The sequence below is a fragment of the Nitrosospira multiformis genome (genome assembly GCF_900103165.1).
GTDB classification, from domain to species: domain Bacteria; phylum Pseudomonadota; class Gammaproteobacteria; order Burkholderiales; family Nitrosomonadaceae; genus Nitrosospira; species Nitrosospira multiformis_D.
This window is the reverse complement of sequence record NZ_FNKY01000001.1, coordinates 756631-772447: the sequence shown is the minus strand read 5'-3', so window position 1 is coordinate 772447 and position 15817 is coordinate 756631. Positions and strand designations below refer to the sequence as shown.

Genomic DNA, 15817 nt, shown 5'->3' with positions numbered 1-15817 from the left:
TTTGTCTCAATCGGCATCACCACGCCTGCCGCACCAGAAAATGCACACGCTTATCCCCTGCTTTCGTTCTGTTCACATCTTCCAGCGCCACCGCCCAGCTGAATTCAGCCGTAAAACCGTGCCGGGCCTTGAGGCGCAAACCCGTTCCGGTACCGAGCAGATTGAAATGGTCGATCTGGCCGGGCAATGGTTGCTTCACCCGCACATAACCTCCGTCTATGAAAGCCAGCAGATGGAATTCTTCCAGCGCGGTGGTCAGATGCTTCGCATAATTGGGCGTAAAAGCTTCCAGCCCTCCCGTGGCACTGTCGTCACCCAAAGCCGCGACTTCGAAATAGCCGCGCACGGTACTTATCCCGCCGACGATGGACTGCTCATTATTGATAAGCGGTTGGTCCGCGATCTGCCAGCTGGCGCGCCCATACAAACCCCATCCTTGGCGGAAAGTTTCGGTATGGGAAAAATTACCGCGCAGAAACATGTAATTGGAGTGTGCCTTGAACCGCTTGTTGGCAAATTCCGCTTCATCCCCGACCAGCCCGCGCACATGGAAATTCAGCGATAGTCCAAGTTTGGTATTACGCCTTTCTCCTACCCAGGTACCGTCCCACCCCACGGTAAAGGGCAGATAGCTGATGGGCGTATTAAAGCTGCCGCCGTCAAGAAGATTCACTGCCTGGCCAAAATCCTTGTAGTCCACCCCCAGCGTTGCGGTATGGAAGAATGTTTGACCTCCCGGCAGCGGCAGGATGTAGCGCCCCCCGACTATCAAGCCATTGCCCAGCACATTGAGCGCGCCCACCGACGCCACGTCGGACGCGGAATAGACGCTATACAAGGCGAGAAAGCCACCAAACGCCATGGGCATGGTGTAGTTGCCTGAAATCACCTTGCTCTGGTCGGGGTTCTGCGGCGTAATGAGTGCGGTCACCCCGAGACTGTGCTGCTTGTGCCACAGATTGTCCCAGCTTACATTCGCACTGAGCCGCGTCAGTGTCGTATTCGGAATCTGCCGGCTGTTCAGCTCTATGCTGCCGTGCAATGGCAACTGATCCTTCACTTTCAGATCGACTTCCACCGTGCCGGGCGTTTTACCCGCCCTTAAAACCGGGGTGACCCCGCGATCGGCTGTGCGATTCAGGGATGCAAGCTGTTTCTGCATCTCAGTGAAGTTCGGCACGTTCCCCTCCGCCAGCTCCGGTACCGCGGCTTTGATATCAGCCGGGCTGAAATAGCGCGAATCGACCACACGCAGGCGTTTCACCGGCGCTTCGGTGACTGTCAGGTTGACAACTCCATCTTGGACTTTTTGCTGTGGAATGCTCACCAGAACCGTGAGATAGCCCGAGTCATGATAGGCGCGTTCCAGCGCATCACGCGCCTGCTCCACCTCCTCCAAGGATTTTTTCTCGCCCATGTAGGGATAAACCGCTTGCTCTATCATCGTGACAGGCAACAATGTCGCACCCTGGACCCGATATTCAAATATATCGAATCGCGCATCTTGCGCGTGGGATGCGGGCATCCATCCCATCAGGCAAACCAGATACGCCAGGTATCCCGTACGCAGCGCATTACGAAGGAACCGCTGAATCAGCCCTCCACGGCGCGCACCGCTCGCAAGAGCGGTAGAATCACGCCGCCCACCCCAAAGAAAACTGGGGACGTAGCCGGTCCCCCTGTGCCAAGGCTTACCGCCTGCCAGCAAAATTGGAGACTGATTCAGCGGTTCCCTAATCATTCGCAACATCCAAACCCACTTTGACCACCCGGCTTCCATATGTACAAATGGGACAACCCTCGAAAGGGTTGTCCCGAACACTACCTCTACCGGCGGCATTGCACCGCCTGTCAAACGCGATTACTACTGGACCGCAGGCTGGCAGGAGTTGCCAAGACGCGCACCCTTGGAGGTGGGGCCGCTGGAACCGGCCACCGGTGTAGCGAAGATGCCCTTCAGATCGCTCTCCCCCAGGGTACCGGTGACTGCCGCGATCAGTGCGGCGCCACTGGCGCTGGCAGGACTGACCGAACCGCCGGCGGTAAACGCCGCCATTTCATACCAGAAGTCGTAAGACCCATCCATCGCTTCCTCGCGCTGCTGGGCATCGGAGTTGGGGGATACACGATTCAGTTTGACGAAAGCCCAGCGATCCGCTGTGGCGGTGGGCGCTGGGGTGTTTTCCATGGATACCACACCCAGGGCGAATTGGCCCGCGCCGGTTGCCGTGTTCAGTGCGGTTTTCACGCCGCCGGTGCTGGACTGCTCGGTCACAACCGCGGTAGACGTGCCGTCGGTGGCACGCGCCGGTTCCAGCGCGCCCGGGGCGCAAGGCTTGGCCAGGAAGCGTATATTGGAAGCGGACTGGGTACCGGAGGTAGGCACGCGGCGCGCCAGGTTGACCACGGAACCGGCAGGTCCACCGAAGATGCTGCCGTCCACGCTGCCAATCGTAGCTTGGCCGGCAACAGCGGTATAGCGCTGGACGGGCATGCTCGGCTGGCAGGCAGGGGTGAGATTAGGGGCGGTGGGCGTGCCATCGTCGCACGTCGCGGCCAGCAAACCGTCGGCCACGTCATTCTTTTGCAGCTGGAGGTACAGCGGGTAGCTTACCGCCACGCCGAAGGTCTGGCCGATGTTGGTTGCCACCTCGCTACCGATTGCGGCCAGATCCCGTCCGATCTCCAGGTTCTGCTTGTTGATCGTGTACTCGGTGTCGGAAAAACCGCCATCGGGATAGCTCTGGCCGGGAAGACCCGAGGCATCGCCTTTGAGCGTGGTGGTGAAGGTCTTGGTAACCGTGTCGCTACAGTTGTTGTAACGGCCGATGGCATAGGACACACCGTTCAGGACGACGTTGGTGCTGCCGGCAGCGCCTGCGGCGCATTTACCGGCAGCGCCCAGCAATGCCAGATTATTGACGCGTTTGATATTGCCCGGCAGGTAACCATTGGGATTGGGCTCGCCCGCCATGCTCAGATGCGGGGCGTAGGCGTTGAAGGAACCTGCTTCAACTGTGTGGTACACCACCACTTTCTTGCCCGCCAGCGAACCGGCGGCGGCACTCATGGTGCAGGCATAGGCGACCCGGTCGCCGCTGCTCTTGCCGGGCTCGGTGCCGGTGCTTTCCAGGTACATGTGGGCGTCATTGGCGCCGCCGTTGCCGGCCAGGCCATTGCAGAGCGACATCACACTGCGGAATACGGCATTGCTGGGGGCGGACGCACCGGACAACCATACGTAGGTAGTGGGGCCGGCAGCAATCTGTGCGGGGGTGAGGGCGAACGCGGCCGGGACCGTGCCCAGCGCCGCCATGGCCAGCGCGATTTTACTCAGTTTCATTTTCATCTCGATATCCTTTTAACTGGTTGATAGCGTATTTGTTCCTGTCCCACCTCCCCAAAGGGAGGCGGAAGCGGATCGAAGAAGCGAGTGGCGGTGGTTTCAGGCGCCTGTCCGGCGGCGGACCATCGCGCCGAGCATGCCGAGCCCAGCCAGCAGCATGGCCCAAGTATCGGCTTCCGGCACCGGGCTGGTGATGCTGAGGATACCGGCATCACTCAACGTAATTTTTGTGAATTCGCCCGCGCCAATAACGCCGTCGTGATTCAGATCAACACCGAAAGGAGTCTTGGTGGCCTGGGCAAGATTGGAAGCGGAGGAAGTCGTCAGGAACCAGAAGTTCTGCTCGGAGCCCAACACCTGGGTGGTGTCGACGCTGGTCTTCGTCAACCAATTGTCCCCCTGCGACGGCACACCACTACCAATTGCGCCAAAGAAAGTGCTGACTGCATCCGTCGGCATGGCAACACTGGCACCGTTGGCATCGGTGGCATGGGTGCCGCGGCTGTTATTAGCGTTGACATACGAATCCATGCCGTTAAATGCTTTCACATTCGTATTCCCTTGACTTGGCCAGGCATCCACGCTGCCCGTGGTCAAATAACGCGAACCGCCGCCGATATTCCGGTCGGTGTCATCCAGCGCAATCACATTGAATTCGATTTGACCTACGTTAGCCGCACCGACAAAACTCACCAGCTGATTCCAGGAAGCGCCGTAGGCACCGGAGTTAAGGTTCCACGTTCCAGTAAGGCCGGTCAGGCTGCTGTTCGCGGCGAGCGCATCGTTCATTTTTAAGCCCAGATCGAACAAGGCCGAGATATCATCCCCACCGGTGGTAGCGGAATCGCCACCGTAATAGCGTACGTTGAGCAGGAGTTCACCGTTGCCGGTCACGCCACCGTCGATAGCGGCAAAAGCCGGCGCCGAGGCTGCCATGATGGCGGCGACCGCGAGTGCCTTAAGCTTGAAGTTCATTTTCATTACTGATACTCCCTAAAAAGTTAAATGAGTTGCGCCTGATATCCGATTTCAACCGGCTGACCCATGCGGCTCGTGGCCCATCTGATCAGCCATCCTGGAGCAACCCGGCTACCTCCGCTAACGCTTAGGCCCGCGGCTTTCCGTCCCCGCCTCGCAACGGGTTTGGCTTTGTTCCCGTCTGGCGTGAAGTGCTTGCACTTTCTGCCGGACCCTTGCCACTATATGCAGTGATGGTTAAGCGCTTATGAAGCTCGACCGTAGTTTCTGTAGTCCTTCCTGTTCATTTTTCCGTACCGGAACGACACCTGATCCATATCAATCCTTTTTCATGCTGCCCTCTTAGGTTAAAGACCCGATGTGACGTTAAATAGATAGGTCGATGAATTTTTCATAAGGCGTTCGGACTACGCAGCCGCTCGTGTCCGGATGTCTCAACGACTCGCTAGCGGCTAGAGCGTGATCTTCAACGCCATCGCCTTGGCCACCGCATGCGCCCGGTTGTTGACATTCAATTTGCGCAGGATTTTTTGAATATGGTTTTTAACGGTAAGGGGGCTGATTTTGAGCAAACTCCCGATTTCAAGATTGCTCTTTCCCATCTGCACATAGCGCAGAACTTCCGTCTCCCGGTCCGTGATGAGTTTTCTGCTTTTTTCCACCATGGCGCCGGGCTGGTGATGCCGTTCATGGAATAGCATTCGTACCAGTGCCATATGCATATGAGGCGCCAGCAGTTCGAGAAAGTATGCGTGGCGCTCGGTTAACACACCGGAAATTTGCGTAAAGGCAAACAGACTGCTCGTCCGGCCATTGGCATCGAACATTCCGTGCGCCGCGACGCGCTCCAGATTACCGCGCTTGAGATCATTCACAAAATGCTTGTAGGCAATGCCATTGGGATTATTAGGGCAAAGTAGAAATGGCTGGTTCTTGCCCGCGCTCCATGCCGACATGACACGGAATACGATGCCCCCATCCGGCCGGCAAAGCTCGGAAAACAGAATCTCGCTTATTTCAGTACGGCTGAATTTTTCGATGCTGATCGATTGGCCGGACCCCTCATCGAACACGCATATGAGCATGCCGTGCGGCAAAAGGCTTTGTAGCTCGCCTTGTGACCAGAGGAAGAATTGATGGCGCCGGAAAATACAGGTTGATGAGTCGATGATCCGGAACAGATATTCCATTTCTCGTTCCGTGAGAGTAATGGTTCCCCCCATGATGCCTCTTATGCCTTGATTTTATTTGTGTCGCATACCCGGCCACAACATCGGTAAAGTTGTATTCTTACTCAACTTCGGAGCCCGGCTATTTTCAGCGCTCTGGATGACAGAATCATTAAGGTCGTGTGTCAAATTCGTGAATATGATGCAGGCAGAAAGGATCATGTCAGACGGCATACGGGCATTCATGGCGCCGCGGCGCAGATCCGGAGTCAAAAGATCGTTCAACCTGAATCGGGCAAGATACAACAACGGAATGGCGCGATCCTGTAGTGGGACGGCACCGCATAGGGATGTAACGCGGTCGGGACATCCCTTGCCGTTGCGAGGAATAGTTGCTGTGGGTTCAGTAAGCGGGCGGCGGGGAAACTGAACCCGCCGCGGCCGATGGATCAGGTGAGGGTGAAGGGGGTGATGCTTCCGGTTGCGCCGAGGATTGCGGCTGGAATGGGGGTTTGGGTTGCGATTGAGGTGAAGGCTGAGACTTGGATGGAGACGGAGATTGGGGTTGTGATCCCGGTTGCTGCGGAATGCCGCCAGCCTCTCCCGGCGTATAGACGAACGCCCAGTCCTGATAACTCGCTGCGTCGGCGAACTTCGCATAACGCTCGTGAAAATTTGCCCGTTTAAATGGTTTCCGGGTCGAAAAACTATGGACTCCGACAATTCCGATGCCGGGCTTTCTGATCAATCCCCACTCTGCTCTGCCCGTCATGGGATCGAAATAGATTTTGCGCAAATGCCGTTTGGGTATCGGGAAACGGTCATCGAAAAGCAATTTCTGCTCCGAATCCGGAAAACGCTTGGGCATGCCCGGAGAACTCTCGTAGTATGACCCGATCGCCTGTCTGAACTGTTCTCCCACGAACATAAGCTCCACTTCTTTTTCCCGTCGCGCTTCGGTTTGCCATAGTTGTCCCGCGGCAGCCAGAACAATACCTGCCAGCGCGACGGTGAAGAGTATCCAGATATAGGTGAATCCTCTTTCCGCACCCATGCCTCAGATCCCTTTTTTACCACGCCTCGTAAAGTGTGCCATCTTTTGCCTGCTCAGGTGAACCGCTACGCACGTCATAAACCCCTCCGCCATCACGGGGGGGAGGCACGGCAACCCATGTTGCCGCGCTTTCCGTCAGCGGGTCGACCGGAATAGCGCGCAAATATCGCTTCTCCACCAATTCGTTCAGTTCGCTCGGGTATTTTCCGGTATCACTATAAAATTTATCAATCGCATCGCGCATGACGTGGAGATCCTGCCGCAGCACCACTTCTTTGGATCTGTCGAGCGAATTAAAATACCGGGGCACCACAATACTTAATAAGGTTGCAATGATAGCCATTACGACCAGTAATTCGATCAGGGTAAAGCCGGAGTACCCCCAATTCTTTGCCGAAAACCTGCCGGCTTTTCCGGCACTTTGCCTGATTCTCAAAGTGAAGGCGGAATAAGCTTTGCGCATCTCTCACCACCTGTCGTAAGCAATGCCATTCAAGCCAATCTGTTGCGAACGGGAGTACACATCAAAAACATCGTTACCCTCCTGCGGATTGTCCGGCGGGCTTTCATAAGAACGCTTGCCCCAGGTTTCGGCATCCGGCAGCGCCGGGTCGGTGGACATGGGATCACGAGGCAGTCGCCGCAAAAAATAGATCTTGCGCTTTTCCGGATCCTTGGCATCGGGTACCCCGGCGACCAGATCTTCCAGTTTGCGCGGATAGTCCGATTCGTCCGCTTTTCTAGCGATGCGCCCGTCATTCACCGCCCTTTTATAAGCATCGAGCGCTTCCCGGATCTGCCTTAGTCCCACCCTCAATTCTTTTTCTTTCTCGCGCTGCGCAGTGAGTTCATACAACGGCATGGCCGAGGAGACCAGAACCGCCATGATGGCCATCACGACTGTCAACTCGACCAGGGAAAAACCACCGTTTCCCGCTGGGCCTACGGCCGGAATTATTTTCGCCATGCACTCAACGGATCTCGATATTCGCCGCAGGGGGTAATTTAACTTCGGGTGGCGCACCCTCGCTGTCTCCCTGAAATGTAACGCTCCTGACACTGACCTGAGCCGTGCCCGATTTTTGCGCAATGATCTTGAACGTCAGACTCGCCATCCCCCCGCCCTTGCCCAGTTTCAACTGGCGTGTCCCGGATTTTTCTCCCTCATCCAGCACTTCAAGCTGGGCCGCGTCGTAATCCAGTTCCAGGTCGGCGGCGGGCAGGTTTTCCGCACCGGCAAGATTCACGCTAACGGTGAAATCCTTGCCAGGCGCAACCTGTTCCGGCACGTTCAAAGATAGCACCGCCGGCGCGACTTGAGGGGCGGCCGCGGCGGCCTCACGGACCGGCCGAGACTCATCGAGAGGAGGGCGCAGAAAATCCCTCTGAGTCGCCGCCACGCCTCCCGTGGGCGTGGATGATATCGCCAGCGATCGCGCCGCAACCTTGCTGATCCTTACCGGCAGCATGCCCGCAGTGTTCTCTGTGCCAAAATGGAACTCACTATCTGTTTTTGTCCGCCGTGAAATATTGCGCAGAATACGTGGCGTTATCAACAGCGCGATCTCGGTCTTGTTGCGTGTAAGACTCTGACTCGAAAATAATTTACCAATCCAGGGCAAATCCCCCAACCCGGGAACCTTGGTGATGGTGATGCGCTCATCGTCGCTGATCAATCCCGCCAGAACCTGGGTTTCACCATCCCTCAGCATCAGCGTGGTCGCCGCGGTACGGGTGCCCACCTGATAGGCGAGCCCACCCCCGGTCACGGGCACTTCCTTGACAATATTGCTGACTTCGAGACTGACCTTCATGGATACCTCATCCTGAAGCGAAACCGTGGATTCGACATCCAGCTTGAGCCCCACGTCAAGATAACTCACCGATGAGGCCACACCGACATTGGCGGTGGCGGTCGTGGTCACGACGGGAACCTTGTCGCCAATGAGAATTTTTGCTTTCTCGCGGTTCTTGACACGAATGCGTGGATTGGCGAGGACATTGATGATCCCATCCTGCTGCTTGAGGTTGACGATCACTGCGGGATTGGCAATAAATCCGGTTAATCCCTCGGCGCTCCAGCCGAGGTCGTTGATCCCGGTGCTATTAATCGTCCAGGTTGCAGGAATGCCGGCGGCCACACCGCCCGCGGTGAGCATGTTCACATTGATCTTGTCGGGGTACTGTAAACCAAGATTTTGCAGTTTATTACGTCCGATTTCCAGTACCTCGACTTCCAGCATGACTTCGGGATCGGCCAGATCATTCAATGTAACCAGCCGCTCGACGAGTCGAATCGCGTCCGGCGTGTCTTTCATGACGAAGAGGTTTAGCGCCTCGTCCACATGGATATCCTTGGTTTTGACCAGACCCTTGACCATGGCGACCATTTGTTTCACATCCACGTTCGCGACATAGAAACTGCGTACCGCCAGGTCCTGGTATTCCTTCTGCTTGGCGGGCGTATTGGGATAAATCAATACTGAATTTTCGTTCAGCACTTTGTGTGTCAGCTGATTTGTCATGAGCAGCAGCTTGAACACATCCTCAATATGGGTATTACGCAAAAAAACGGTGGTTTTGGTATCCTGCTTGACGTCCTTGTCGAATACAAAGTTGATTCCTGCGGTACGCGCCATGATTTCGAATATCGATTTCAAACCGGTATCGCGAAACTCGAGGGTAATCGGTTGCTTGAAACCTGTTTTTAACAAGGTGGGCTCCATGGACGCCCCGTCTCGCAACTGAAGTTCGGTAAGCTGTCTTATCAGCCGGCGGGCATCCCCTTGCATCGGATTTTCCTGCAATACCGACCGGATCCCGGCTTCGGCGGCGGGATAGTCATTGCGCTCAAGCAATGCTTCCGCCTGCTTCAACGCCTCGATATGACGGCGGTCCATGTCGATGGCCGCCAAACCCACCTGCGCACGTTCATTGCGCTGATTCACTTCAAGTACTTGGCGAAATTTCTGCTCCGCGGCATCGAGATCGCCCGAGGACCGGGCATTCTGGGCCTCGATGAGCAAGCGTCCCGCTACCGCCTCGCGCTGACGCGCGAGCACCGCGCGAATCTCCAGATTGTCCGGTTCTTCGCGTGCCGCCTTTTCCAGGCTTGCCAGGCCGGTATCCATCTTGCCTTGGGCAATAAGCTGCTTGCCCTCGTCAAAATCCTTATTTGTCGCGCATCCGGCAAATATGGCCGGGATCATCACGATCAAAATATACCTTCCAGTTTTCATCACGGGTTTCTTTATACTCCGCCGCCTGTCGAAAGCACCTGCTTGGCATTGAGCGGTATATAAGTCAGGGTGATGGCGTGATCGGTCACCTCATCCACTCGATATTGGTTATCTATTTTATCTCCCACTTTGACGACATAGTTGCGTTCAGCCAAAGCGAGAAAGACCTGTGTTTGATCCCCTTCGGTCACCTTGCCGAGATATTTGAACATAAGGGGCGGCGGGGAGGGCGGCTGGGGTTTCGCGGGGGGAGGGGGCGGTATCCACGATTGACGGCTAAAAAGGTCGCCCGCCTGTGCACTGAATTTTCTGCGTTCCAGCCGCTCCAGTTCCAGTTGCGCGGTGTCATCTTCGGCGGCACGCAAATCCTTCATCTCCCCTGTTATCTCCCTTTGCGCCTTTTGTTCGGGAACGGCGGCTACCGGATCCGTGCCTCCATCTCCACCGCTCACCCACTGGGTAGCGAGAAGTGTCGCCAACAACGCGCCTCCCAGCCACACTACGCGCCCCCGTCCTGTTGTCTTCATCTCTTGCCTTCGTTCAAATAAAGATGAAACTTGAGACTCGCTTCGAGCAAATCGGACTCCACGCCTTCACGTTTGATCACAATATCCACGAGCGCGATGGCGGGAACAACGCGCAAGGCATCGGCGATAAAAGCGCGTATTTGCGGATAACCGCCCCGAACCGGCAGCATCATTTCATAGCGCGCAAGCTTCCATCCCTTGTCGCGCACCATACGATACTCGCTACCGCTGATCTCCACGTTGGCTGCTTCCGCAACCTGCACCAGTTCCTTGATCCAGAACGGTGATGAATCAATATTCGGGAAAAAAGCATAGAAATCCCCCAGTCCTTGATCGCTTTGCATTTTTCTGCCTGACACACGCACCGGTTCCGCCCGGAAATGCAATCGCATCATTTCGGCTTTCTCCATGAGTGCGCTTGACTCGGCCTGGCGCGGCAATACCGCCGAAAAGAAAAACACAACCGAGAAAACCAGCAGCCCGAAGCCGATTTTTCCAGCACTGCCAAGCCGCTCCGTTTGCCAGCGTACCCGCAGCAATGTATTTGTCAGGACGCTTCGATCCATGATGCCATAACAGAAAAAATAATCGGCCGCTGCGGATCGTCCTGCTTGATTTCATACTTAAGCAGATAGGCATCCTTGAGGACCGGTTCGCGCTCCAGGGCGCTGACGAAGTCAAGCAGTGCCGCCATACTCTTTGCTTCACCTCCCATTCGCATCGTTCGGCCGGCGGCATCCGGCTGGAACGCCAGCAGAGCCACCTCGGGACTTGTTGCATATTCGACAGAATCAAAGAGCGCACCCCACGGCAAGTCGATCTCGCTCAGCACCGCGTTGGCTCTTCTAATTTCCTGCTTTATTTCCCCTCCTCCCTGTGCTGGAGAAACCAGTGGCTTCGTCTTCCTTCCCGTCCGTGCATCCATTGAGGCGATGCGCAAATCCCAGTAGGCCACTTCGTCCGTTGCCCCTTGATATTGATAGAGCACACCGGCTAAAGCAAGCATACCCAGCGCCAGCATGATGTATCCGGCACTTCGTGCTTCCTGCCCGCCGTCAGGAAATTTCAGACCCAGGCTACGCATCAGCTTTTCCCGTCTGGAGCCGCGACAGCGAGCGGATAGTGCGGCGGTGCAGGCATACTCTCGGTCTGCAATGGAATAATCCGCCAGCCGCAATCTCCCGGTAATGCCAATTCCGGATGCTCCGGCGCAAATAGATAGACCTGCTCGACGGTTTCCTTGCGCGCTGAAAACAATATCGCTTCCTGATCCAGCGCAGCAAGCAGCTCGTCTTCCGCGTTATGCAACATACGCTGGTTGCGTATCCCCTGCCAGACGCCGTTCGATAACGAGACGAGGCAAAGGCGCCCGGTTTCCATGAGAGCAAACCATATCCGGTCCCCCTTGAATCGTTTGCACCATTGATCGAAGGCGCCCGACAGGTACGGCACTATACTTTTTAACCTGACTTTGCGTTGCGTTGCGAGTTCGTTCAATCGTTGAAGCAGGGTACTTTCTATCGCAGCGCAGACGCCCCCGTTGCATGGGTCCCAGGCACTCATGCTCAGTGTCCATGCCCCGGCTCTCTCTCCGTACACCTCACGCATGTGAAAAGCCGCGTAGGCGTACAACTCGGCGGGAGTCAGGATTTGTGCTTGCGGTGATACCACCGCGTATCGCACAAAGTCGTTGGAAATCGTGATGGTCATATCCACGCCGGCGGCATCCCTGATCATCTGATCCAATTGCCTAAGCGGCTGCTCCCAGGCAGGCGAATCCGGATCGCGCTCGCAAGCCGCCGCCAGCCTGGCAGCCTGCACCGGCTTTATTCCGCGGCAAGAACGCACCAGCTCGACCCGGCCCGGCGCGAAAAAAATCCGCATCTGATCACGCCACAATGGTGACACGATTGGCCTCCTGCAGACTTGTTTGCCCGGTTTTCACCATCTCCAGCGCCGCTTCACGCAGGAAACGGGTACCGCCGCGCCGCGCCGCCTCTTTTATCCGGCGTATGGGCTCCCGCGCTATGATGAGTTCACGGATTTCATCGTTCAATACCAGCATTTCCGCGATTGCATTTCGCCCACGGTAACCGCTCCCCCGGCACTGGCCGCAACCTTTGCCGACGCGGAACCGGAATTCGCCGGCTTGCTCGGAAGTAATGCCGGATTCCGTGATCAGTTGCTCGTCCGGCCGTTCTTCCACCGCGCAATGTGAGCAAAGCAGACGAATCAGCCGTTGCGCGGCGATTCCGTTCAAGGCGGAGACAAAACTATAGGGGTCCACCCCCATATGCGAGAAGCGGCCAATGACGTCGAACACGTTATTGGCATGCACCGTGGTAAATACAAGATGGCCCGTCAACGCCGCTTGTATGGCGATCTGCGCCGTTTCGGGGTCACGGATTTCGCCAACCATGATTTTGTCCGGATCGTGCCGCAAAATCGAGCGCAAACCACGTACAAAAGTCAGCCCCTTTTTTTCGTTGACCGGAATCTGCAGCACACCGGGTAGCTGGTATTCGATTGGGTCCTCTATAGTGATAATTTTGTCCTGCCCATCATTGACTTCCGAAATTGCGGCGTACAGTGTTGTAGTCTTACCGCTGCCGGTAGGACCGGTAACCAGCAACATGCCATACGGTTCGGAACTGAGACGGCGGAAACTCGCTATGGCAGCCTGATTGAAACCAAGATGGTTCAATGTCAGTCCCTCGACATGGTCGGCAAGCGCCTGCCGGTCGAGAATGCGCAGCACAGCATCCTCGCCAAAAATACTCGGCATGATCGAAACGCGGAAATCGATCTCCCGTCCCTGGATCGAGATCTTGAAACGGCCATCCTGCGGTACGCGGCGTTCGGCAATGTCCAGATCGGACATCACCTTGATCCGGGAAATCACTTGCTCGGCCAGGTCTGGGCCCTGCACCACACCGATCAGGCTCAGCACACCATCGATCCGGTATTTGATCGATAGTGCGCCCGTCACCATTTCGAGGTGAATATCGCTTGCCTGCGACTTATGGGCGTCATACAGCGTGGAATGCACCAGCCGCACCACCGGGCTGCTGCCTTCATTAATCGTCTTGAGTGAAAGATCTTCCTCACCCGCCTTCGTGGTCCCGCGTTCCGTTGCGGGGAGCACACTATCCATTGCGCGCATTGTCTTTTCCTGCAGCGCAAAAAAAGCGGCCAGGTCGGCGGGATGCACCAGATGCCATGCTGCCGCGACATCAAACCGGTCTTCCGCCCACGATCTCAGGTTAGGCGAGAATGGATTGCCCACGGCAAGAACGTATTGTTTCTCCCGCCGGAGCAATACACATTCCCGTGTAACCGCCTCATTAAAAGACAATGTCTCAAACGCAGGATGAAATGCCCGCAAACCTTCCATCGTCAATACGGGCATCCGGAATAGACGGCCGAGTTCCGCAATCAGCTGATCGGGCGCAAGGCCGCAGGTTTCTTCCAGAACCGCCATCACTGAAACGCCTTGGATCAAAGCCTCTCCGCGCGCCTGCTCAAGCCGACGCGCATCCACCAGCGGCGTTGCAGCCGAGGGGAACGCGAGATCACGCGCCGCGTCAGCCATATTTTCGGAAAGCACATCCACCGGCAGCGTTGCAGCCAACGGTAACGGTACGGCGGCTTCAGCCAATTGACTCAATTGACGCTTCCCGCCAACTGGAATATCGGCATATACATGAGTATGATAATTCCACCGATCACGCCGCCAATCACTGCCATGAGCAAGGGTTCGATCAGCTTCGTCATCCACTCGACCCAGCGTGCAATTTCTTCATCGTGAAAGTTGCCGATGCGCTCCATCATTTCTCCCATGAGACCGGTTCTTTCTCCGACCCGCAGCATGCGATCGCCAACCGCAGTGGTCAGCCCCTCTGCTTCCATCGCGCTGGAGATTGTTTTTCCCTCGCTTATGCGAGCGGCAGCCGCCTTCACCCTGGGCCGGAAATGCGGCTCCAGCAGGCCGCTGACCATTTCCAGCGCTTTTGTTATCGGAATGCCGCCGCGCAACAACATGCCCAGCGTCCGATAGAAACGGGCAAGCTGATAAACCCGCATACGTTCTCCAATAGCGGGGATACGCCATAATTGCTGAGCCAGCCACACTCTGAACAATGGCCGCGTTATGCCGTAAATAACAACGCCAAGCGCGGCCGTACCGGTGACTGCCAATAGTTCGCCCTGTTCATGCACGAAATGCCCCCATTCAATCAGCATGACGGAAAGCCAGGGCAGGTCGGAGCCCATGTCCTCATAAATGGCGCTGAACTTCGGTACGACAAAAACCAGCAGAAACATTGCCACCAGCAGCCCGATCACCAGCAAAAGAACCGGATAAATGGAAGCGCCGATCAGTTTCTTGCGGACCAGATCCATCTGCGTCTGATAGCTGATGAAACGCGTCAGCGCTTCGGGCAGATCGCCGGTGCGCTCGCTGGCCCGCGCAGTCGCGACATACAGGGGGGGAAATGCTTGAGGATATAGCTCCAGTGCGCGCGATAAAGTGATGCCTTCATAGAGCCGCGCCAGCAGACCCTCGATAACTTTTCGCACGGCGGTATCCTGCTCTTTATCCAATAGCGTCTCGATACTCTCCACCAGGCTGAGTCCCGCTTCCAGCAGGGACAATAACTCCTGGCTGAAATGCGCCAGCGGAAAACGCAGCCGGGATTTTGGCATCCAGCCAGTAAGCCTTCGGCGCACATTCAAAACCATGCCGCCCTGCGACGTTACCTGGAGACGAGCGTCATCCTCGTTCTCCGCATCGAGTTCGAGGAATACCGTGCCTTTTCCGGTAAGCACAGCTTTCACTTCGTAACGCATCTCAGTCTACCAGTTCGTGATATCCGCCGCGTCGCCCGTCCCGCCAGGCTGGCCGTCCTTGCCCTGGGAGTACAAATCGAACTCCGAGCGTTCGCCCGGATTTTTATAAATATATGGCCGCCCCCATGGATCAGGCGGTACTGCCTTTTTCAGATAAGGCCCCTGCCATCTCAGTTCATTGCCCGGACGTGTCACCAGTGCGGCCAACCCTTGCTCGGTGGCGGGGTAGCGGCCGATATCCAGGCGATACTGATCCAGCGCCTTTTCTATGGCATCGATTTGCGCCTGAGCTGCTTTGACTTCGGACTTGCCCACTTGGGAAAAATACTTGGGCGCCACATAACCGGCCAGCAGTCCAATGATGACCATGACGACCAGCAACTCAAGTAGCGTGAATCCATTTTCCGCTTGTGCACGGCGCCGGATACTCCAATATCTCATTTTAGTATTTCTTGATCTGTTCATAGACTTGCATGGTACAGAGTGTATGGGTCTCACATGACAAAAAGATTACCAGAGTCGACGAGATGGATGAAATGCCTGAACCTGAATCCAGCGGTTAATCGCCTATTTTTTCGTATAGCATCATGATCTGTAAATGTTTTTTTCACACTTACCTTCACTTCTCGGGGGGACTCGCTACAGGACTCAGGCTA

The 15817-nt window shown here is 56.1% G+C and carries 15 protein-coding genes and 1 riboswitch; all 15 genes read right to left on the bottom strand.

Annotation, left to right across the window (positions count from 1 at the left end):
• Positions 1-16: 16 nt before the first annotated feature.
• A complete protein-coding gene (locus tag BLR00_RS03570; protein WP_074630838.1) occupies positions 17-1741 on the bottom strand; it encodes a ShlB/FhaC/HecB family hemolysin secretion/activation protein in 1725 nt (574 codons plus the stop codon).
• A gap of 123 nt (positions 1742-1864) precedes the next feature.
• Complete coding sequence (locus tag BLR00_RS03565; RefSeq protein ID WP_074630837.1) at positions 1865-3349, bottom strand: hypothetical protein; 1485 nt, start codon at positions 3347-3349, stop codon at positions 1865-1867.
• A 96-nt stretch (positions 3350-3445) separates the two neighbouring features.
• Entirely contained in the window at positions 3446-4327 is an 882-nt protein-coding gene (locus BLR00_RS03560; protein ID WP_074630836.1) for a PEP-CTERM sorting domain-containing protein, read from the bottom strand.
• A gap of 95 nt (positions 4328-4422) precedes the next feature.
• Positions 4423-4504, bottom strand: a riboswitch (cyclic di-GMP riboswitch).
• Between the two features lie 272 nt (positions 4505-4776).
• Complete coding sequence (gene epsA, locus BLR00_RS03555) at positions 4777-5547, bottom strand: XrtB/PEP-CTERM-associated transcriptional regulator EpsA (protein ID WP_256324037.1); 771 nt, start codon at positions 5545-5547, stop codon at positions 4777-4779.
• A gap of 349 nt (positions 5548-5896) precedes the next feature.
• Positions 5897-6547, bottom strand: a complete 651-nt coding sequence (locus BLR00_RS03550; protein WP_074630834.1) for a type II secretion system protein — start codon at positions 6545-6547, stop codon at positions 5897-5899.
• Between the two features lie 16 nt (positions 6548-6563).
• A complete protein-coding gene (locus tag BLR00_RS03545; RefSeq protein WP_176759928.1) occupies positions 6564-7010 on the bottom strand; it encodes a type II secretion system protein in 447 nt (148 codons plus the stop codon).
• A gap of 3 nt (positions 7011-7013) precedes the next feature.
• Complete coding sequence (locus tag BLR00_RS03540) at positions 7014-7514, bottom strand: type II secretion system protein (RefSeq protein WP_074630833.1); 501 nt, start codon at positions 7512-7514, stop codon at positions 7014-7016.
• Positions 7515-7518: 4 nt separating this feature from the next.
• A complete protein-coding gene (locus BLR00_RS03535) occupies positions 7519-9786 on the bottom strand; it encodes a secretin and TonB N-terminal domain-containing protein (RefSeq protein ID WP_074630832.1) in 2268 nt (755 codons plus the stop codon).
• 11 nt (positions 9787-9797) lie between these two features.
• Complete coding sequence (locus BLR00_RS03530) at positions 9798-10313, bottom strand: secretion system X translation initiation factor (protein ID WP_074630831.1); 516 nt, start codon at positions 10311-10313, stop codon at positions 9798-9800.
• On the bottom strand, positions 10310-10879 hold the full coding sequence (locus BLR00_RS03525) for a hypothetical protein (protein ID WP_074630830.1): 570 nt from the start codon (positions 10877-10879) through the stop codon (positions 10310-10312). The genes BLR00_RS03530 and BLR00_RS03525 overlap by 4 nt, the downstream gene beginning before the upstream one ends.
• A complete protein-coding gene (locus tag BLR00_RS03520) occupies positions 10861-11397 on the bottom strand; it encodes a fimbrial assembly protein (RefSeq protein WP_074630829.1) in 537 nt (178 codons plus the stop codon). Before BLR00_RS03520 ends, BLR00_RS03525 begins: the two co-directional genes overlap by 19 nt.
• Positions 11397-12221 (bottom strand): hypothetical protein, encoded by an 825-nt coding sequence (locus BLR00_RS03515; protein ID WP_074630828.1) that lies wholly within the window; start codon positions 12219-12221, stop codon positions 11397-11399. The genes BLR00_RS03520 and BLR00_RS03515 overlap by 1 nt, the downstream gene beginning before the upstream one ends.
• The gene (locus BLR00_RS03510; RefSeq protein ID WP_074634112.1) at positions 12202-13905 is read right to left on the bottom strand and encodes a GspE/PulE family protein; all 1704 of its coding nucleotides are present in this window, start codon (positions 13903-13905) and stop codon (positions 12202-12204) included. The genes BLR00_RS03515 and BLR00_RS03510 overlap by 20 nt, the downstream gene beginning before the upstream one ends.
• Before the next feature lie 71 nt (positions 13906-13976).
• Positions 13977-15161, bottom strand: a complete 1185-nt coding sequence (locus tag BLR00_RS03505) for a type II secretion system F family protein (protein ID WP_074630827.1) — start codon at positions 15159-15161, stop codon at positions 13977-13979.
• A gap of 6 nt (positions 15162-15167) precedes the next feature.
• The gene (gspG, locus tag BLR00_RS03500) at positions 15168-15602 is read right to left on the bottom strand and encodes a type II secretion system major pseudopilin GspG (protein WP_074630826.1); all 435 of its coding nucleotides are present in this window, start codon (positions 15600-15602) and stop codon (positions 15168-15170) included.
• Positions 15603-15817 lie beyond the last annotated feature (215 nt).